The organism is Bacillus sp. FSL R5-0654 (assembly GCF_038008745.1).
In the GTDB taxonomy this organism is placed as follows: domain Bacteria; phylum Bacillota; class Bacilli; order Bacillales; family Bacillaceae; genus Bacillus; species Bacillus safensis.
Genome location: NZ_JBBOZV010000001.1, coordinates 1,981,888 through 1,997,210 on the forward strand (window position 1 = coordinate 1,981,888; position 15,323 = coordinate 1,997,210).

At 39.7% G+C, this 15,323-nt stretch carries 18 protein-coding genes; 6 read left to right on the forward strand and 12 right to left on the reverse strand.

Annotated elements, in window-relative coordinates; genetic code table 11:
• Positions 1 to 166 precede the first annotated feature (166 nt).
• The 5 genes from NSS76_RS09790 to cdaS all read right to left on the reverse strand — a co-directional run bounded on the left by NSS76_RS09790 (position 167) and on the right by cdaS (position 6,074).
• Positions 167 to 2,083 (reverse strand): vWA domain-containing protein, encoded by a 1,917-nt coding sequence (locus tag NSS76_RS09790; protein WP_213405098.1) that lies wholly within the window; start codon positions 2,081 to 2,083, stop codon positions 167 to 169.
• A gap of 11 nt (positions 2,084 to 2,094) precedes the next feature.
• Entirely contained in the window at positions 2,095 to 2,973 is an 879-nt protein-coding gene (locus NSS76_RS09795) for an ATP-binding protein (protein ID WP_044332903.1), read from the reverse strand.
• An 89-nt stretch (positions 2,974 to 3,062) separates the two neighbouring features.
• Positions 3,063 to 3,641, reverse strand: a complete 579-nt coding sequence (locus tag NSS76_RS09800) for a superoxide dismutase family protein (protein WP_122631000.1) — start codon at positions 3,639 to 3,641, stop codon at positions 3,063 to 3,065.
• Positions 3,642 to 3,720: 79 nt separating this feature from the next.
• Positions 3,721 to 5,043 carry a C40 family peptidase gene (locus NSS76_RS09805; protein WP_151039979.1) on the reverse strand — a complete coding sequence of 441 codons (1,323 nt, stop codon included), beginning with the start codon at positions 5,041 to 5,043 and terminating at the stop codon, positions 3,721 to 3,723.
• Between the two features lie 404 nt (positions 5,044 to 5,447).
• Complete coding sequence (gene cdaS, locus NSS76_RS09810; RefSeq protein ID WP_044332896.1) at positions 5,448 to 6,074, reverse strand: sporulation-specific diadenylate cyclase CdaS; 627 nt, start codon at positions 6,072 to 6,074, stop codon at positions 5,448 to 5,450.
• 82 nt (positions 6,075 to 6,156) lie between these two features.
• On the opposite strand from cdaS, the gene NSS76_RS09815 reads away from it, so the two are divergent.
• A complete protein-coding gene (locus tag NSS76_RS09815) occupies positions 6,157 to 6,282 on the forward strand; it encodes a hypothetical protein (protein WP_008359993.1) in 126 nt (41 codons plus the stop codon).
• A 59-nt stretch (positions 6,283 to 6,341) separates the two neighbouring features.
• On the forward strand, positions 6,342 to 7,703 hold the full coding sequence (locus NSS76_RS09820; protein WP_024422692.1) for an MATE family efflux transporter: 1,362 nt from the start codon (positions 6,342 to 6,344) through the stop codon (positions 7,701 to 7,703).
• A gap of 45 nt (positions 7,704 to 7,748) precedes the next feature.
• Here NSS76_RS09820 and bshB2 read toward each other — a convergent pair whose 3' ends face one another.
• The 4 genes from bshB2 to rarD all read right to left on the reverse strand — a co-directional run bounded on the left by bshB2 (position 7,749) and on the right by rarD (position 10,051).
• Positions 7,749 to 8,414: a bacillithiol biosynthesis deacetylase BshB2 gene (gene bshB2 / locus NSS76_RS09825; protein WP_024422693.1), complete on the reverse strand. Its 666-nt coding sequence runs from the start codon at positions 8,412 to 8,414 to the stop codon at positions 7,749 to 7,751.
• A gap of 18 nt (positions 8,415 to 8,432) precedes the next feature.
• Complete coding sequence (locus NSS76_RS09830; RefSeq protein WP_008359999.1) at positions 8,433 to 8,783, reverse strand: YojF family protein; 351 nt, start codon at positions 8,781 to 8,783, stop codon at positions 8,433 to 8,435.
• Complete coding sequence (locus tag NSS76_RS09835; protein WP_024428326.1) at positions 8,780 to 9,061, reverse strand: hypothetical protein; 282 nt, start codon at positions 9,059 to 9,061, stop codon at positions 8,780 to 8,782. The genes NSS76_RS09830 and NSS76_RS09835 overlap by 4 nt, the downstream gene beginning before the upstream one ends.
• 78 nt (positions 9,062 to 9,139) lie before the next feature.
• The gene (gene rarD / locus NSS76_RS09840; RefSeq protein WP_048239421.1) at positions 9,140 to 10,051 is read right to left on the reverse strand and encodes an EamA family transporter RarD; all 912 of its coding nucleotides are present in this window, start codon (positions 10,049 to 10,051) and stop codon (positions 9,140 to 9,142) included.
• An 86-nt stretch (positions 10,052 to 10,137) separates the two neighbouring features.
• Between rarD and NSS76_RS09845 the strand changes: the two genes are divergently transcribed.
• A complete protein-coding gene (locus NSS76_RS09845; RefSeq protein ID WP_044332887.1) occupies positions 10,138 to 10,611 on the forward strand; it encodes an Hsp20/alpha crystallin family protein in 474 nt (157 codons plus the stop codon).
• A 41-nt stretch (positions 10,612 to 10,652) separates the two neighbouring features.
• Here NSS76_RS09845 and NSS76_RS09850 read toward each other — a convergent pair whose 3' ends face one another.
• Positions 10,653 to 10,871: a hypothetical protein gene (locus NSS76_RS09850; protein ID WP_024422697.1), complete on the reverse strand. Its 219-nt coding sequence runs from the start codon at positions 10,869 to 10,871 to the stop codon at positions 10,653 to 10,655.
• Between the two features lie 75 nt (positions 10,872 to 10,946).
• Positions 10,947 to 11,279, reverse strand: a complete 333-nt coding sequence (locus NSS76_RS09855; RefSeq protein WP_024422698.1) for a winged helix-turn-helix transcriptional regulator — start codon at positions 11,277 to 11,279, stop codon at positions 10,947 to 10,949.
• Between the two features lie 138 nt (positions 11,280 to 11,417).
• Between NSS76_RS09855 and NSS76_RS09860 the strand changes: the two genes are divergently transcribed.
• The 3 genes from NSS76_RS09860 (at position 11,418) to NSS76_RS09870 (ending at position 13,970) form a co-directional block, all read left to right on the forward strand.
• Positions 11,418 to 12,035, forward strand: coding sequence for a nitroreductase family protein (locus tag NSS76_RS09860; RefSeq protein WP_151039980.1), 618 nt, complete (start codon positions 11,418 to 11,420; stop codon positions 12,033 to 12,035).
• 238 nt (positions 12,036 to 12,273) lie between these two features.
• Positions 12,274 to 12,477 carry a DUF3311 domain-containing protein gene (locus NSS76_RS09865; RefSeq protein ID WP_024422700.1) on the forward strand — a complete coding sequence of 68 codons (204 nt, stop codon included), beginning with the start codon at positions 12,274 to 12,276 and terminating at the stop codon, positions 12,475 to 12,477.
• The gene (locus NSS76_RS09870) at positions 12,477 to 13,970 is read left to right on the forward strand and encodes a sodium:solute symporter family protein (protein ID WP_172880755.1); all 1,494 of its coding nucleotides are present in this window, start codon (positions 12,477 to 12,479) and stop codon (positions 13,968 to 13,970) included. Before NSS76_RS09865 ends, NSS76_RS09870 begins: the two co-directional genes overlap by 1 nt.
• Before the next feature lie 99 nt (positions 13,971 to 14,069).
• Here the strand turns inward: NSS76_RS09870 and NSS76_RS09875 are convergent, their stop codons facing one another.
• Entirely contained in the window at positions 14,070 to 14,984 is a 915-nt protein-coding gene (locus NSS76_RS09875; protein WP_185854485.1) for a class I SAM-dependent methyltransferase, read from the reverse strand.
• Positions 14,985 to 15,323 lie beyond the last annotated feature (339 nt).

Consider the following 15,323-nt stretch of genomic DNA (forward strand, 5'->3'; position numbering starts at 1 on the left):
TCCAGAACACAATGACCAAATTTATGTAATAAAACGCTTCCAATAATATTCTACCACTGTTTTGGATTACTTTCTACATTCTTTGTTCAATTAAAGATAAAAAATTCACAGAAAAACAAAAAATTTAAATCATTCCGAAAAATAATTTAAAGAAAGGGGCAAAAGCTTATGCCCCAATGCTTTTATGCAGCAGTTTCTTCAGTAATGGATATAAAACATCTGGCAATGTATCGACATCTGGTACAAAAATGCTGAACTTGCCATACATATCTTGAATGGTTTTCATCTGCGCTTCTTCTATCGGCGAATTGGATAAAAACACATTGATCACCTCAATGCCCTTTTTCCTCGCTTCAAGAACTGCTTCATGCGTATCGACAATCCCGTTTTGTTCGTAGCTGAACGCAGCTGGTTCTCCGTCTGAAAAGACAATCAGAAACTTTTGTTCTTCTCTTCTCTTTAAAATCATCTTTGTCATTTGGCGAATCGCATAGCCATCCCGGTTATCCTCTTCTGGCTCAAGAGACATAATAGAAGGCCCTACGTCAAATAAAGAATCTTTAAACGACACAACTGTGTTGAAGTAGTTTGGCTGACTTGTTTCTGTTGCGTCGTTTGTATCTTCCCAAAACCCAACAATTTGATGTGGGACTTGCACGGATTTTAACGCTTCATGAAAGAGAACAATGCCTTTTTTCGTCTCATCCATCTTGTCAAACATGCTCGCTGAACAGTCTACTAATAAGGTGAAAACAGCATCAATCTGAGAAGACGGTGCCTGTTTTTTATAGAAAAGACGCGGGTTAGACTCTGTAAAGTAGCGAATCAGCTTTTTACTGAGACGTCCTGCATGAAGGTCTGTTTTAGGCCATGATTTTTTATGTTCAAGTGTTTTTTGGATCATTTGTTTTAAGCGTTTCTGATAAGGCTCAATTTCCTTCGCATGCTGCTTGTATGCATCGATTTGTTCTGGCTTAGGAGGATCTGGTGAAATCATGACTGGAAACGCATATTTGTTTTCTTTTCCATTCTCATAACCATCTGACCCGCTTTCTTCACCTTCAGCCTCTTCCAGCGCTTCAAGCTTTGAATAATCTTTTCGGTGTGTTTGCTTTGCAGAGCCCTGGACAGTTCCGAGTGCCTGATCTCCGTCATCACCTTCTCTTGCCGCATCCTTACCAAGATCACTTTTACCGCCGTGCTCTAAATCAAATTGAAGGAAGCTTTTGGATGGCGCTTCGGTTTCTCGATGCCACACTTCCATATACTCTTGGTGAATGTCTTCATCGCCTTCTTTTTCACGGTCGACTTTAATGTCCTCACTTAATTTAGGTTTTCTTTTTAAGTCATGGAACAGCGGTTCTTTTGCCGCTTGTTCATAGTCCAATTCAGGGAAGAAAAAGTACGTATTCAGCATATCCTTTTCAAGCAGTTCATCGAAGCCTTCCATCAATTCTTTGACAATAGCTGCGATGTCTGCTGTTGAACCCGCATCATACACACGTTCAAGACTTGACTCAATAAACGGAATCATTGGGTTGATCTGCTCATGAAGAGGCGGAATCTCTTCGAGCGGAGAATCAGCTGTCAGCTTCACATAAATCGCACAAAAGAGTGCATCTGTTAAAATACTTCGTTCTTGGTTAATCGTTAATTGTGTCTTAAAGTGACGCCGGTACAGCTCTCTTCTTCGTTTAAATACCTTTTTTGTTCCTGGGCGGTCATGTTTAATCCGCTCTTCGATCCGGATATCTTCAAACAGCATAAACAATTGTTTACATACATCAGGAATGGATAATGTATGAGCAAAGCGAATGATCTCCTGAAATACCGTAAGATCACTATAAACCGTGCCTACTGCACGAAGGAACACATCACTTTTCAGCCCTGCTAGCATATCTTCTTGTTTACGATCATCCCAAAAATGACTGATGAAAATTTTCTTTTCAAACGGTTCATAGTAGGACTGTACACCGTATTCAAGCTCGACATCATCACTTTTTGCTAACGTTTTGGCTAAATCCGTTAATTCCATAAATAAAAATGAATCGATTCTGCTGTCATTAAATTTGATGAATTTCAAAAGTCAGAACCTCACTCGAATAATGTTTGAGCGATATTTCTTACCGCTGCTTTTTCCCGGTCATCTTCCAGCTTTTCAACAATGCCTCGTTCAACGGCACGAAGCGGCGGGATGTACTGCGCAAGATCACAAGTATCTAGGAGTGCGCGGATGGATGCTGCTTCTTCACTCACCTGTCCGTTATGAGCTTGTGTAATGAGGTCTGATGAGAGCTGAACGAATTGATCAATTAACCGCTCATCCTTTAAAACAGATTGAGATTGCAGTACATCTTTCAGGATACCGCCGCCAATATATGGAACGTCAATGACAACAAAACGGTTTTTTAACGCTTCATTTAGAGGTACTGTGCCGACATATCCTTCATTGATTGCCGCAATGACGCCAAAGCCTTCTTCTGCTCGAACAACCTCACCTGTAAATGGGTTTGTCATCATTTTTCTGTAGTCGAGTACACCATTTAAAATAGGAAGTGTTTCTGGCTTCGCCATGTTGATTTCATCAATATATAAAAGATGGCCTTTTTTCATTGCTTTTGTCACAGGCCCTTCAATGAATTCAATCGAAGCCACCTGACCATCATTGTGAATGGTTTTATAGCCAATTAAGCTTTCAGCATCAAGATCAACCGAGCAGTTCACACTGTGCATCGGCTGCTGAAAGAAAGCGGATAATGTTTCTGCTAGTTTTGTTTTACCTGAGCCGGTCGGCCCCTTTAAAAGAACGTTTTTTCCTAGTGCTAATGCAATCATGGCATCTTGAATGATAGAAGTATCCTGTGATTCATAGCCGCCTGTTCCAATAAGCGGACGAAATTCTTCTTCCAGCACTTTTGCTTTTGCTTCAATCATTTCTTGAATTTCTTCTGGGAGTGATTGTTCGTTAAACATGTATGATTAATTCCTCTCTTCGATCATTTTCCTCACCAAGTATACTAAAAAAACCTTTATGCACTCAATACATAAAGGTTAGACTTCTGTTATTTTACCATTTCTTTTGTGATTGATCCGCAAGCGATGCGTTTCCCTGAGTTTCCAGAAGGGTTACTTAAATAATCATCTGCTTCTGCATGAATGATAAAGCTTCGCCCATTTTGATCGATTAATTGATTTGGGCCTCCCTTTAACGTCACATCTGGTACGTTTACAACCACATCAATTTGTCCATCTGCCCCTACCTCTAAATTAGGCATATCTCCAGCATGGTGCCCCTTTGGATTGTCAAAACCATGCTCTCTATGGGTTGGATTAAAGTGAGCTCCTGCCGTTTCAAAATCTGGCGTTTCACATATTCCTGTTTCATGAATATGAAAACCGTGAGGACCTGGCGGCAGCCCTTTCGCCTTCACATGCAGATCCAGCCCATTTTCTGAGGACTCTCTTATTTCAATGCTTCCTATTTTTTGCCCGCTTGCGTTTATGAGTGACGTCGTGACTGGTGCTTGTTTAGGTGCTGAAACTTCGCTTGTTTCTTCTGTCGTTTCTTTTTTCGGCGGTGCATGACATGCTGATGCGGTAAAGATCAAACATATCATGATCATCCACACTGACTTTTTCATTTTATGACTGCCCCCTTTTGTTATCAGTATGGACAATCACAGCAGCGGGCAAACAAAAAAAGCCGAAAATCGGCTTTTTTTAGAAGAAACGTTTTGCACCTAAGTAGGCTTTTTTCCAATATGGGTTACTTAAGTTCGAAATTCCTACTCCATTGTCACTTGCATGAAGGAAATCTCCTCCGCCAAGGTATAGTCCCATATGAGAAGGGCCTGCTTTGTACGTTGTAAAATAAACAAAATCTCCAACTTGTGGTGTGCTTACAGGAGTCATCATATTCCAGTAGCCAGCTGTGCTTAATCTGGATACAGATGAAACTTTGTTAATGAGATAGTAAACAAAGCCGCTGCAGTCAAATCCTGCTGGTGTATTACCGCCCCATCTGTAAGGAACGCCTGTCAGCTTTTTCCCCTCTTGAATCATTGTCGTGATCTTTGCATTCATTGGTACATCATTTTTGTTATTGTCGACTGGCTTTGTTGAACCGTTAGACGTAGAGCCATTCGATCCAGTTGAGCCGGAAGCTGCACCATTAATTTTTAATACTTGTCCAATTCTAAGCACATCACTTTTTAAGTTGTTGGCTGTGCGGATTGATTGAACCTGTACTTTGAATTGATTCGCAATTTTCCATAACGAATCGCCTGATTTTACAGTATAAGAGGTTGTTTTCCCGCTAGAAGACTGGTTGCTGTTTGAATTGCTTGGTTTAGTAGGTTTCGGCTGACTTGGTTTTGATGCAGCCGTCCCTTTTACTTTCAATACTTGATTCGGATAAATCATATCAGATTTTAATCCGTTCAATGTTTTGATTTCACCAATCGACATGTTTAGCGAATTCGCAATTTTCCAAAGTGAATCCCCTAATTTAACCTTGTATGTACTTGAAGATGATGAACTATTTGAGTTCGTTGTCTTATTGCTTGAGCTGGAATTTGAAGATGAGTTTGAATTTGATGACTGGCTTCCGCTCGTCTTCGTGCTGCCAGATACCTTTAGCTTTTGACCAGGACGAATCAGGTCGCTGTTTAAGCTGTTTAGGCTTTTTAAGCTTGCAACTGACATTTTATGATTTTTTGCGATCAGCCATAAAGAATCCCCAAGCTTTACAGTATAGCTGGAAGTCGTTGAAGCACTTGATTTCTTTGCTTTTGACCCTGTTGATGAACTGGATTTCTTGCTTTTTTCACCAGGAATTTTTAAGCTTTGCCCTGCAAAAATCATTGTCGTTTTTAATTGATTAAGAGATTGAAGCTCCGAAATAGTTGTATTGTACTGTTCGGCAATCTTCCAAAGTGAGTCACCGCTTTTCACCTTGATCGTCTGTGCTTCTGCCGGTGCAGCAAACACAGCTGAGCCAGCGATCGCTGAAACTGTGAGGCCGGTTACTACTTTTTTCTTCATAAAGAAATCTCCGCCTTTCGTAATTTGGTCCATCAAGACTTATGTACTAGTTTCGAGTTTAGCATTTAATGGTTCTGCTTCTCTTGCACTATTTTATCTTTATTTCTATTATATTACTCGACATGAAGACGTTGGGCAATAACAAATAGGCTAAAGCAGCCAACTCAAAATGCTAAAAAACAAAGCCATATCGTTTCTATCGGCTGTTTGTTGTATTTATAAACATTTTTTAAGGAATTTTTAAGTTGACGTTTAGAAATTTGTCAAAACAAGCACACTGCTAGTTTCATAGTTCTATTCTACATGACAAATTTTTCTGTATCAAATGACTTTTTACTTAATTGGTCGATTTTTCTCCGCAAATAAAAAAGCATCCTTCCGAATGAAGAATGCAGCGTTCGTTTTTATTTTCTTATTTCCGGATCTTTTACGGTAAGCGGGTAAAGCACGCCTTCTTTCGCAAACGACATTTTTCCCGTTTCTTCTGATACGACAAGAACAAGTGCATCTGTCATACCAGAGAGTCCGATCGCTGCCCTGTGCCTTGTGCCAAGCGAAGGACTCACTTTTTTTGATGTAAGCGGCAGCACATTTGCAGCAGAGACAAGTGTATTTTCTTTGACTAAAAGAGCACCGTCATGCAGTGGATTTCCCGGGTAGAAAATGCTTTCTATTAAGGAAGCGCTAATCTTCGCATGAAGGTTTGTCCCTTTTTGAATAAAATCCTCAACCTCATCGCGTCTTTGGATCACAATGAGTGCTCCATGCTTTTGTTTTGATAAATTCTCAATGGCTAAAGAAAATTGAGCAAATCCTGGTGTGAATTCTTCCATATACGCTTGTAAATAAAACGACGAGGCCTCTGCATGCATTTCATTAAACTGATCATGCAATGATTCGAGATCACAAAGTAAACACTGCTCTGTTTCATCAAGAGAATCAATGATATCACTTGCATCCTTCATAATGTTCATCAAATGTGTTCTCATCCCGGCTTTAAATATCACTTCTTCGTTCGTCCGATGGATCATCTGATCTTTTCCCTCCTCCTTTCGCTTGTTGTTATAAAATAGCAAATTGTGCACATTCTATTAGTATGGAGGTGAGCTTAATATGACCATTCAGAAAATCATCCAATATGCTTGCAGCATTTTAGGTGTTGTCAGTCTTTCTTTTATTTATGCCCAAATGTTTAAAAAAACGAAGCCATCTAAGAAAAATAATCCGACGGAGAATTGATTTTTTTACATAGCATGATATAATTCCTCTCGTTATTTCTGTTCAGAGAGGAACTTATGATGAGAGAAACGAATAGCATTCGAGCAAAGCTGACACTATTTTTAACCATTTTGATTCCGATTTTAATCACCCAAGCAGGTCTTTCGCTTATTACCTTTTTAGATACGGTGATGTCTGGAAAAGTGAGTGCAGAAGACCTTGCGGGTGTTGCGATCGGTTCTAGTATTTGGACACCTGTTTATACGGGACTTGCCGGGATTTTGATGGCCGTTACTCCGATTGTGGCTCAGCTGATGGGCGCTGGGCATAAAGATGATGTTCCCCGGGCTGTCTTTCAGGCGATCTATTTGTCCTTTCTTTTAAGTATCGCTGTAATTGTCATTGGTACGATCAGCGTTCCTTACATACTCGGAGGACTTGGACTCGAGCACTCTGTAGAGGATATTGCCCGGCATTTCCTCAGCTTTCTTGCTTTTGGCATCATTCCGCTGTTTGGTTATTCGGTGCTAAGGTCATTTATTGATGCATTAGGGAAAACACGTGTGACAATGTTCATCACGCTCACAGCACTTCCTATTAACTTTGTTTTAAATTACGTATTTATTTTTGGGAATTTTGGCTTTCCAAAGCTTGGGGGCGCGGGTGCCGGCCTTGCATCTGCAATGACGTATTGGGCGATTTTCATCATGAGTATTTGTATTGTCATTAAAGCAGAACCATTTGCCTCATTTCGTTTGTTTCAAAAACTGCCTCGAATGAATATCTCCCGTATAGGGCAAATACTGAAAATTGGCCTTCCTATCGGGTTTGCGATCTTTTTTGAAACGAGTATCTTTGCAGCAGTGACGCTATTAATGGGGCACTTTGATACCATTACTATTGCCAGTCACCAAGCAGCGATGAACTTTGCTTCTATTCTTTATATTTTACCGCTTAGTATCTCAATGGCATTAACGATCGTTGTTGGGTTTGAAGCGGGGGCTAAGAGGTATAAAGACGCGCAAAGCTACAGCTATATCGGCATTGGAACAGCGGTATTATTCTCATTATGTACGGCGGCCCTCATCTTGCTATTCAGACCAGAGATCGCTGGTTTATATACAGCTGAATCAGCTGTTTTACAAATGACACAGCACTTTTTGATTTACGCGATCTTTTTCCAGCTGTCAGATGCGATTGCTGCACCCATTCAAGGGGCTCTGCGCGGCTATAAAGATGTGAATTATACGCTGATTGCTGCTTTTGTCTCTTACTGGGTCATCGGTCTTCCTGCCGGTTATCTCATTGGCACATATACCTCCTTTGGGGCGTTTGGTTATTGGATCGGACTGATTGCCGGGCTTGCCGCAGGCGCCATCGTCCTCTTTATCCGTCTCAGATTGATTCAAAAACGTCAACTCAGGCATGTATCGAATCACTAAATACAACACAAAAAAGCAGCTGACATAGATCAGCTGCTTTTTTGTTTAGTCATTCCATTGATACGTCCAGAAAATTTCTTCATCAAACCATTTTTGGACAACTGGTTCTTTGTTTTTCAGCTTTTGTTCAAGCTCTCTCAGCATGCCCTCTGTTTGCGTTCTATGCGCTCTCAGTGCATTTAATTTGATATCTGCAACATCTGTAATATCAATCACAATATCCGCATGTCCAAGGACTTCTTCTCTATTCTTCGTAATGGCCATGCAGTATGTGACAGGACGGTCTTCTTTTTTCTTGCGGTAAAGAGCACGAATCACAGCTTCACCTGTCGCATCATGATCAGGATGTACACCGTGTCCTGGATAAAACGTCACAATGAGTGTCGGTTTGACTTCATCAATGATGGTTTCCATCACATCTGCCAAATACTCGTCGTCTTCAAATTCCAATGTTTTATCACGCAGGCCAAGCATACGTAAGTCTGTGATATCCATTTCTTTGCAGGCATTGATTAATTCCTGTTTTCTTAATTCAGGAAGTGTTTCACGGTTCGCATATGTTGGGCTTCCCATATTTCTGCCCATTTCTCCAAGTGTCCCGCATGCATATGTGACGGGAATTCCGCGTTTTCTGCTTTGTGCAATGAGACCAGCAACCCCAAAAGATTCATCATCGGGGTGAGGCAGCATCACTAGTACATGTTCGTTCATGACTTGTCACCCTTTCTTCTACACCTGAAATGGTGTTTCGCTAATTTGTAATGAGATCGCTAGTTTGCCGTCTGGCAAGTGTCCAGCTAATAGCAGGCGGCCTTGGTCATCAAACACATAATCGGTTAATCCTTCTGCGTAAATCCAGCCATCTTCTGTTTTCATTCCAACACGGTATGGACCTTGTCCTTTTATTTTCGCCTGTGAATAGACGACTTTCGCGTTGCGGATATACGCAACAACCGTCATATTTTGTTCATTTACATGAGCTGAATAAGAACCAGTTGTCGTTTCAAGATGAACGAAGACTGGACGATTTAAAAACGATTCAAGATGTGCTGTGACATCTTCCGTTTGAATTGGTTTCATGAGTGGTTCCTTCCTTCATTTTGAATTAATTCTCGCAGCTTTTTCGTATGTAAGCTGATCAGCTGCAGCTGATGATCATGCTTAAGCTCACTTTCTAAAATTCTCTCCACAGCAAGCACATACTTTTGGTGTAATGATTTCCTTGCCCGCGGATGAGTTCGTGCATCAAGTAAATCATCACATATGGCCTCGTGTAAAGAAGACATATCATCAACATCAAGCTGACGATTTTTCCATAAAGATTGATAGGCGGCTGCAAGCTCATGAGCTGACGACATATGATCACCTCTACAGTTTTGGTAACAACTTATTATGACATGATCCGCCTGCAAAAAAAAGCAAACTGCTCGTTTGACTTAATGAGAATTCGCTGTTTTTTTCATGCGTAATTGAGAGGTGGTAAACAGTAAAATCGCCACCCAAATACAAAGGAATGTTACAATTTTAGCTGCGGATAAGTGTTCGTGATAGACAAACAGCCCTAAAAACAGCGTAATTGTCGGTGCAATGTATTGCAAAATGCCCACTTGATAAAGAGGTATTCTTTTTGCGCCTTCTGAGAATAAAAGAAGCGGCACGGCTGTAAAAACGCCTGCAAAAAATAAGAGACCGAGCGACCCGAAGCTGTTAGGATTCATAGTCACAACAGGTTCTTTTAAGAAAAATAATAAGTACACAAGTGCAGCCGGTGCGAGAAGCAGCGTTTCAATCGTCAAACCAATCGCGCTCGTGAAGCTCATCCTTTTTTTAATCAAACCATAAAAGCCGAAGCTAAGGGCTAATAAGAAAGCAACGACAGGAAATGACCCGTATTGAACTGTTGAAAGGATCACCCCAAATGCGGCAATGAGGATGGCAATGGTTTGTAATTTATTTAGTCGTTCTTTTAAGAAAATAATGCCTAATAGAACGGATACAAGCGGATTAATATAGTACCCTAAACTTGCTTCTAGCATAAGACCATGATTGACTGCCCAAATGTAAACATACCAGTTGACCGAAATTAAAATAGCAGATAAAAGTAATGAAAAAAATGCTTTACCATCCAGTATGAGACCCTTCACTGTCTGCATTGCCGGGCGGACTTGTTTTAAATACAAAAGAATACCGCACATAAACACAAATGACCATAAAATTCTGTGCGCTAAAATTTCGCCTGACGAAATATGCTCCATCAGCTTCCAATATAACGGGAATAAACCCCAGAGTGTAAAAGATGCTGCCGTGTAGAGAACACCTTTTGATTGCTGTTCGTTCAATGTAACCATCCCTTTCTAAATCTAACATATATTATAGCACGCACGCCGGCGAATGGGCATATACTAATTCAGGGCATTTAGAAAGGATGATTCACATGTTCGACTGGAACCGATTATTCCCTTTTCAAAAGCAGTTCTCAAAAGAAGCCTTAAAGAATTCAGATCCTAAAGACGTTGAGCAGTATGTCAATCAAGTCATGGAAAGTGTATTCGGCTCCAATTATCCTGCTCAGTTCCCATTTCAGGATCCCCTTTCTCAAAATCAAAAAACGAGAGAAAATGATGTCGAAAAAGAAAAAGAGCCAGAAGTCGAAGTGTTCGAGACGACTGATCATGTGTTTGTCAAAATTGAACTTGCTCGTCCGAACACAGAAAAAGTCAAAATCAAACATACAGCCAATCTGCTGTTTATTGATCATTTTCCTGAAGAAGGGACGCAGAAGAAAGTCGTTCTCCCTGCTGCTGTGAAACGAAAAGGAACGAAGGCGTCATATCAAGACGGCATTTTGGAAATTATGTTTTTAAAGCATGATGATCCAGGAATTTCTGAAATTGATATTCCATTATAAAAAGCCTGCTTTAAGAACGGAAGCAGGCTTACTCTTTTTTCTTAATAATATGGTGGATATCCGCCGCCATAAGGTGGTGGAGCAGGCGGTGGTGGTGGCGGGTAATATGGACGGGGATAATTAAAAATCGCACTTCCTAGAAATCCGCCAAGCAGTCCGCCGACTAAAGGAGCGCCAAAACCAAAAAACAAAGGGACTCTGGATTCATATGGCGGAATGCCAGGGGCGCCGCCTCGAAAATACGGAGTATGAGGGTACATGCATTTCTCCTCCTTTGTCATGTGCCTAACATCAGCATATTCATCAGGAGTTAAAATGTTTGGGCAAACCTGAAACTAGGCTTGCTCCTTTTTCCCGTGTGAGTCTGTATACTCCCCTGCCCACCGAGATACCTCATGAAACACATCATGTAACGCATTCCCTTTTTCAGTTAAACTGTAAATGACTTTGACAGGCGTCTCAGGCAGGACAGTCCGCTCTATAATCCCTTCTTGCTCGAGCTCTTTTAAACGCTCTGCGAGCATTTTTTGACTGATCGTCGGGATCGTGTCTGTAAGGTCTTTAAAACGCTTTGGTCCATCAAGCAATACATGTATAATGAGACCGTTCCACCTTTTGCCTAGGAGTAAAAAAGCTTGCTGAATGTGTGGACATAATTGGAATTCCATAAATTTCAGCCTTTCTTTTCATGATTGTTTGACAAACTAACGGTGTACAATTTAAAATAACTCTAGTTACAATAAGTAAGTTTCTCACTTTTTAGTTATTGTACCATATTATTTGCAAAAACGGGAGGAAATATCCATATGGCGACCGATCAAAAAACAATTGACATCTTAAAACAAAGAGCTTCAGTAAAAGAGTATGATACTTCTCATGAAATGACAAAAGAAGAGTTAACAGAGCTTCTTGAAATCACAACAAAAGCACCATCTGCTTGGAACCTTCAGCATTGGCATTTCACTGTTTTCCATAGTGCTGAAGCAAAAGCAAAATTACTTCCAATCGCTTACAACCAAAAGCAAGTATCACAGGCATCAGCTGTTATTGCAGTTCTAGGTGACCTTGAAGCTAACCAAAATGGCGAAAAAATCTACAGTGAGCTGGCAGAACAAGGCTTCATTACTGAAGACATTAAAGAAACATTGATGACTCAAATCAATGGCGCATACCAAAGCAAGCAATATGCACGCGAAGCAGCGTATTCAAATGCTTCATTAGCTGCTATGCAATTAATGATTGCGGCCAAAGCAATGGGCTATGATACATGTGCAATGGGTGGTTTCAGTAAAGACGCGTACATCAAAGAATTCAATGTAAGCGGCCGCTACGAGCCGGTTATGCTGATTTCAGTTGGTAAAGCAGCGAAAGAAGCTCATAAAAGCAACCGTTTCGACATCGAAGAAGTTTCTGATTTCCTTTAAAAATTGGCAAAGCCTCAGCCTTTATGCTGGGGCTTTTTTATTGGCTTTAAATATTATTTCTACATACTTTCTTTCACCTTCCTCCTCTTTACAACTTCACTCTTTCTCCTTTTTCAAAAATGAAAGCGTTATATTAGTATGATATTCACCAAAATGATTGTTTTTTCTGAAAATAGTCTTGTGATCTAATCTGACAACTGCTATTATTATGAAATTACAAAATATTCAGGAGGAAATTATGAACAAAAAATTGATGCTGGCACTACTAATCGCGATTCCATTCATCGGACAGCTCGCATTGCTGCCTTTTGCGAATCGCATTCATCCATTTGTCATCGGCCTGCCCTTTTTCCACTTCTGGCTCTTGCTATGGATTGTACTCACACCAATTTGCACATTTATCATTTATAAGATGCAACATTCAAATGGAGGAACTGACTAATGCAAGGAAATTTAACAGCTTTATTGATTACTGCAAGTATTATTTTCATCGTCGTGGTCATCGGATTTGCCGCTGGTCGTGACAAATCATCAAGACAGTCAGTAGAAGAATGGTCTGTCGGCGGAAGAAAATTTGGCGGACTGCTCGTCTGGTTCCTCGTTGGCGCAGACTTATATACAGCTTATACCTTTTTAGGGCTTACAAGTACAGCCTATACAGCTGGAAGCGTCGCTTTTTTCGCTATTCCTTATTCAGTCCTAGCTTATTTTATTGCTTATTTCTTTTTACCGAAACTATGGACGGTTGCGAAAAATCACAACCTTACAACACTTGCCGATTATGCACGTGAGCGGTTTGACAGCAAGCTGTTATCCAGTTTGATTGCGATTGTTGGAGTACTTATGCTGATTCCTTATATTTGTCTTCAGCTGAGCGGAATTCAAGATACGTTAACTGTCGCTGGAACGAATTATATTAATGTGAATGCAGTAGTTATTATTTCGTTTATTTTAGTCGCACTTTATACATTTTTTAGTGGTATTAAAGGTCCTACATATACAGCCATTATTAAGGATATTCTTGTTTGGGTGATCATGCTGTTTATGGTCGTTTCACTGCCAATTATTCATTTTAACGGCTGGACACCGATGATGAACACGTTAGCCAAAGAAGCGCCTCAGCTTCTAACGATCCCTGAAGGCGGTCCTAAGGGCATTTTATGGTTCATTACTGCTTCAGGCGTTTCTGCTCTTGCTTTGTTTATGTGGGCACACGCAGCAACTGGGGTTTTTACAGCCAAAAGCGCAGATGCCATCCGTAAAAACAGCATGTTTTTGCCTCTTTATAATATTGTATTGATTTTGGTCATCTTCCTTGGATTTATTGCTTTTTTAGTCTTACCAGAAGATACAAATCCAAGATTTGCTCTTCTTCATTTAATTCAAACATCATATGGCGGCGTGATGCAGGGGCTCGCATATTCAACGATTGCACTGGCTTCCCTCATTCCATGCTCCATCATGGCCATTGGCGCATCGAATTTATTTGCCAATAATTTATACCGTGACTTAATTCATCCGAATGTGTCACCTAAAAGATTGACCATCATTACACGTTCGATGGTGTTTATCGTCATCGGGCTCGCTCTTTTATTCGGGATGCTGTTCCCAACTGCACTTGTCACACTTCAGCTCATTGGTGTTTCAGGAATGGTTCAAATCTTCCCAGCTATTGCCATCAGTTTGTTCTGGAAAAAACAATCGAGAGAAGCAACGATTTCCGGTTTAGTCGTTGGAATCATCGTTACCTTTACAGCGAATATCTCACAAGTTACGTTTGGTCTTTATGAAGGTTTTCTTGGTTTACTAGCAAACGTCGTTGTCATCTTGATTTTGAATCCATTCTTCCAAAACAAGGTCACATCCAATTCTGTCATGAATGATCTATTTGAAAAGGATCATGAAAAAACAGAAGCAATCACAAACGAAGTGTAAGGATAAGAAAAAGCAGTCCCGATGAGGACTGCTTTGATCTTGTAGACAAAGTCTACAAGATTTTTTGTATAACACAATTCCAATGTACATGATCGAGTATTATTTTTTTACAGCATGAATAAAATGAATTGTCTCAAAGGCTGATAGGTAATCTTCTCTATTATTAAAATACAGTTCATTAATTTTTTCAGGTGATAAATGTTCATAAATGAGTAAATCTGATTTCTCTAACACCTTTTCGATTTCAAAGTACGAAAAACATGATTTCATCGGTTCTCCGCCTATTGAAGCCATTTTCACCATATTTTCAACTCTATTAGAGGTTCCTTTTTCTTCGAATAGTTTTTCATCTGCATAATCAAAAACGATTGAACTTCCTGATGGAACCTTGGTGAATAAATAATCTATTAAGCTTGACACTTCCTCTTTCGTTAAATAGTAAGAAACCCCTAGAAGACTAAAGAACGTCTTTTTGTTATCAAATCCTTGAACTATTAGGTTTTGATAGGACAAATTTTTGGTGAAGTCCATAGAAACAAAATGAAGATTACTTGGGATTTTTAATTTAGCCTCGTCCAATCTTTGCTTTTTAAATTCCTGTGTAGTAGGATGATCAATTTCGAATATTTCTAAGCTGTTTTCCAATTCTGGATGTCGGAAACTAAAAGTATCTAATCCAGCACCAAGTATGACATATTGTTTTAATCCTAACGCTACCTCGTGAAGCAATACTTTTTCGCAATACGCTGCACGTGATAAGGTTATTGGAGAAAGCTGGACTTGTGTAATCCATTTTAATATTTCTTCTGTATTTCCTTCGAATTTTTGATCGATATATTTGTTGAAGAAATGTATGCCTTGAACCATGTTTTCTTTGATGTCATTGAATTCTTTTTCAGAAATTAATTCTCTAGCTATATCATCATTAAAAATTTTAGGCGTATCAAATTGACTATGATAGGATCTGGCAAAAGCCGATATTAACGAAGTGAGACTGGACTCATCTTTCTTCATACAAATACACTCCTTTATTTTAGAACAAAAAAATAGGATTCTCCTGGCCAGGAGAATCCTATTATATATTCTAAAAACAATAAAGTAAATTATAGCATAATTACATTATTTTGTCAAGTTCAAAAAAGTCTTTTTTCATACAAATATTAACACCTAACAGCGTTACATGGATCAAAAAGAAAGTATGCTTACTTTCACTGCCATGCATTTTAAAAGGAAACAAACTAGACATGGAAAGACCCGTGTTCAACATAAAACTCTATATGTTTTTATCAAAAAACCCCACTTCACTCAAAATAAAGGTGGGGTTTTTCTACAATCTGAAAGCAGTCCCCTGAT

Bases quoted from the DNA above. Each gene is read 5' to 3' on its own strand.
- NSS76_RS09795 (WP_044332903.1), bottom strand. From the start codon at position 2,973: ATGTTTAACGAACAATCACTCCCAGAAGAAATTCAAGAAATGATTGAA.
- NSS76_RS09800 (WP_122631000.1), bottom strand. From the start codon at position 3,641: ATGAAAAAGTCAGTGTGGATGATCATGATATGTTTGATCTTTACCGCA.
- NSS76_RS09805 (WP_151039979.1), bottom strand. From the start codon at position 5,043: ATGAAGAAAAAAGTAGTAACCGGCCTCACAGTTTCAGCGATCGCTGGC.
- cdaS (WP_044332896.1), bottom strand. From the start codon at position 6,074: ATGATCCATCGGACGAACGAAGAAGTGATATTTAAAGCCGGGATGAGA.
- NSS76_RS09815 (WP_008359993.1), top strand. From the start codon at position 6,157: ATGACCATTCAGAAAATCATCCAATATGCTTGCAGCATTTTAGGTGTT.
- NSS76_RS09820 (WP_024422692.1), top strand. From the start codon at position 6,342: ATGAGAGAAACGAATAGCATTCGAGCAAAGCTGACACTATTTTTAACC.
- bshB2 (WP_024422693.1), bottom strand. From the start codon at position 8,414: ATGAACGAACATGTACTAGTGATGCTGCCTCACCCCGATGATGAATCT.
- NSS76_RS09830 (WP_008359999.1), bottom strand. From the start codon at position 8,783: ATGAAACCAATTCAAACGGAAGATGTCACAGCACATCTTGAATCGTTT.
- NSS76_RS09835 (WP_024428326.1), bottom strand. From the start codon at position 9,061: ATGTCGTCAGCTCATGAGCTTGCAGCCGCCTATCAATCTTTATGGAAA.
- rarD (WP_048239421.1), bottom strand. From the start codon at position 10,051: ATGGTTACATTGAACGAACAGCAATCAAAAGGTGTTCTCTACACGGCA.
- NSS76_RS09845 (WP_044332887.1), top strand. From the start codon at position 10,138: ATGTTCGACTGGAACCGATTATTCCCTTTTCAAAAGCAGTTCTCAAAA.
- NSS76_RS09850 (WP_024422697.1), bottom strand. From the start codon at position 10,871: ATGTACCCTCATACTCCGTATTTTCGAGGCGGCGCCCCTGGCATTCCG.
- NSS76_RS09855 (WP_024422698.1), bottom strand. From the start codon at position 11,279: ATGGAATTCCAATTATGTCCACACATTCAGCAAGCTTTTTTACTCCTA.
- NSS76_RS09860 (WP_151039980.1), top strand. From the start codon at position 11,418: ATGGCGACCGATCAAAAAACAATTGACATCTTAAAACAAAGAGCTTCA.
- NSS76_RS09865 (WP_024422700.1), top strand. From the start codon at position 12,274: ATGAACAAAAAATTGATGCTGGCACTACTAATCGCGATTCCATTCATC.
- NSS76_RS09870 (WP_172880755.1), top strand. From the start codon at position 12,477: ATGCAAGGAAATTTAACAGCTTTATTGATTACTGCAAGTATTATTTTC.
- NSS76_RS09875 (WP_185854485.1), bottom strand. From the start codon at position 14,984: ATGAAGAAAGATGAGTCCAGTCTCACTTCGTTAATATCGGCTTTTGCC.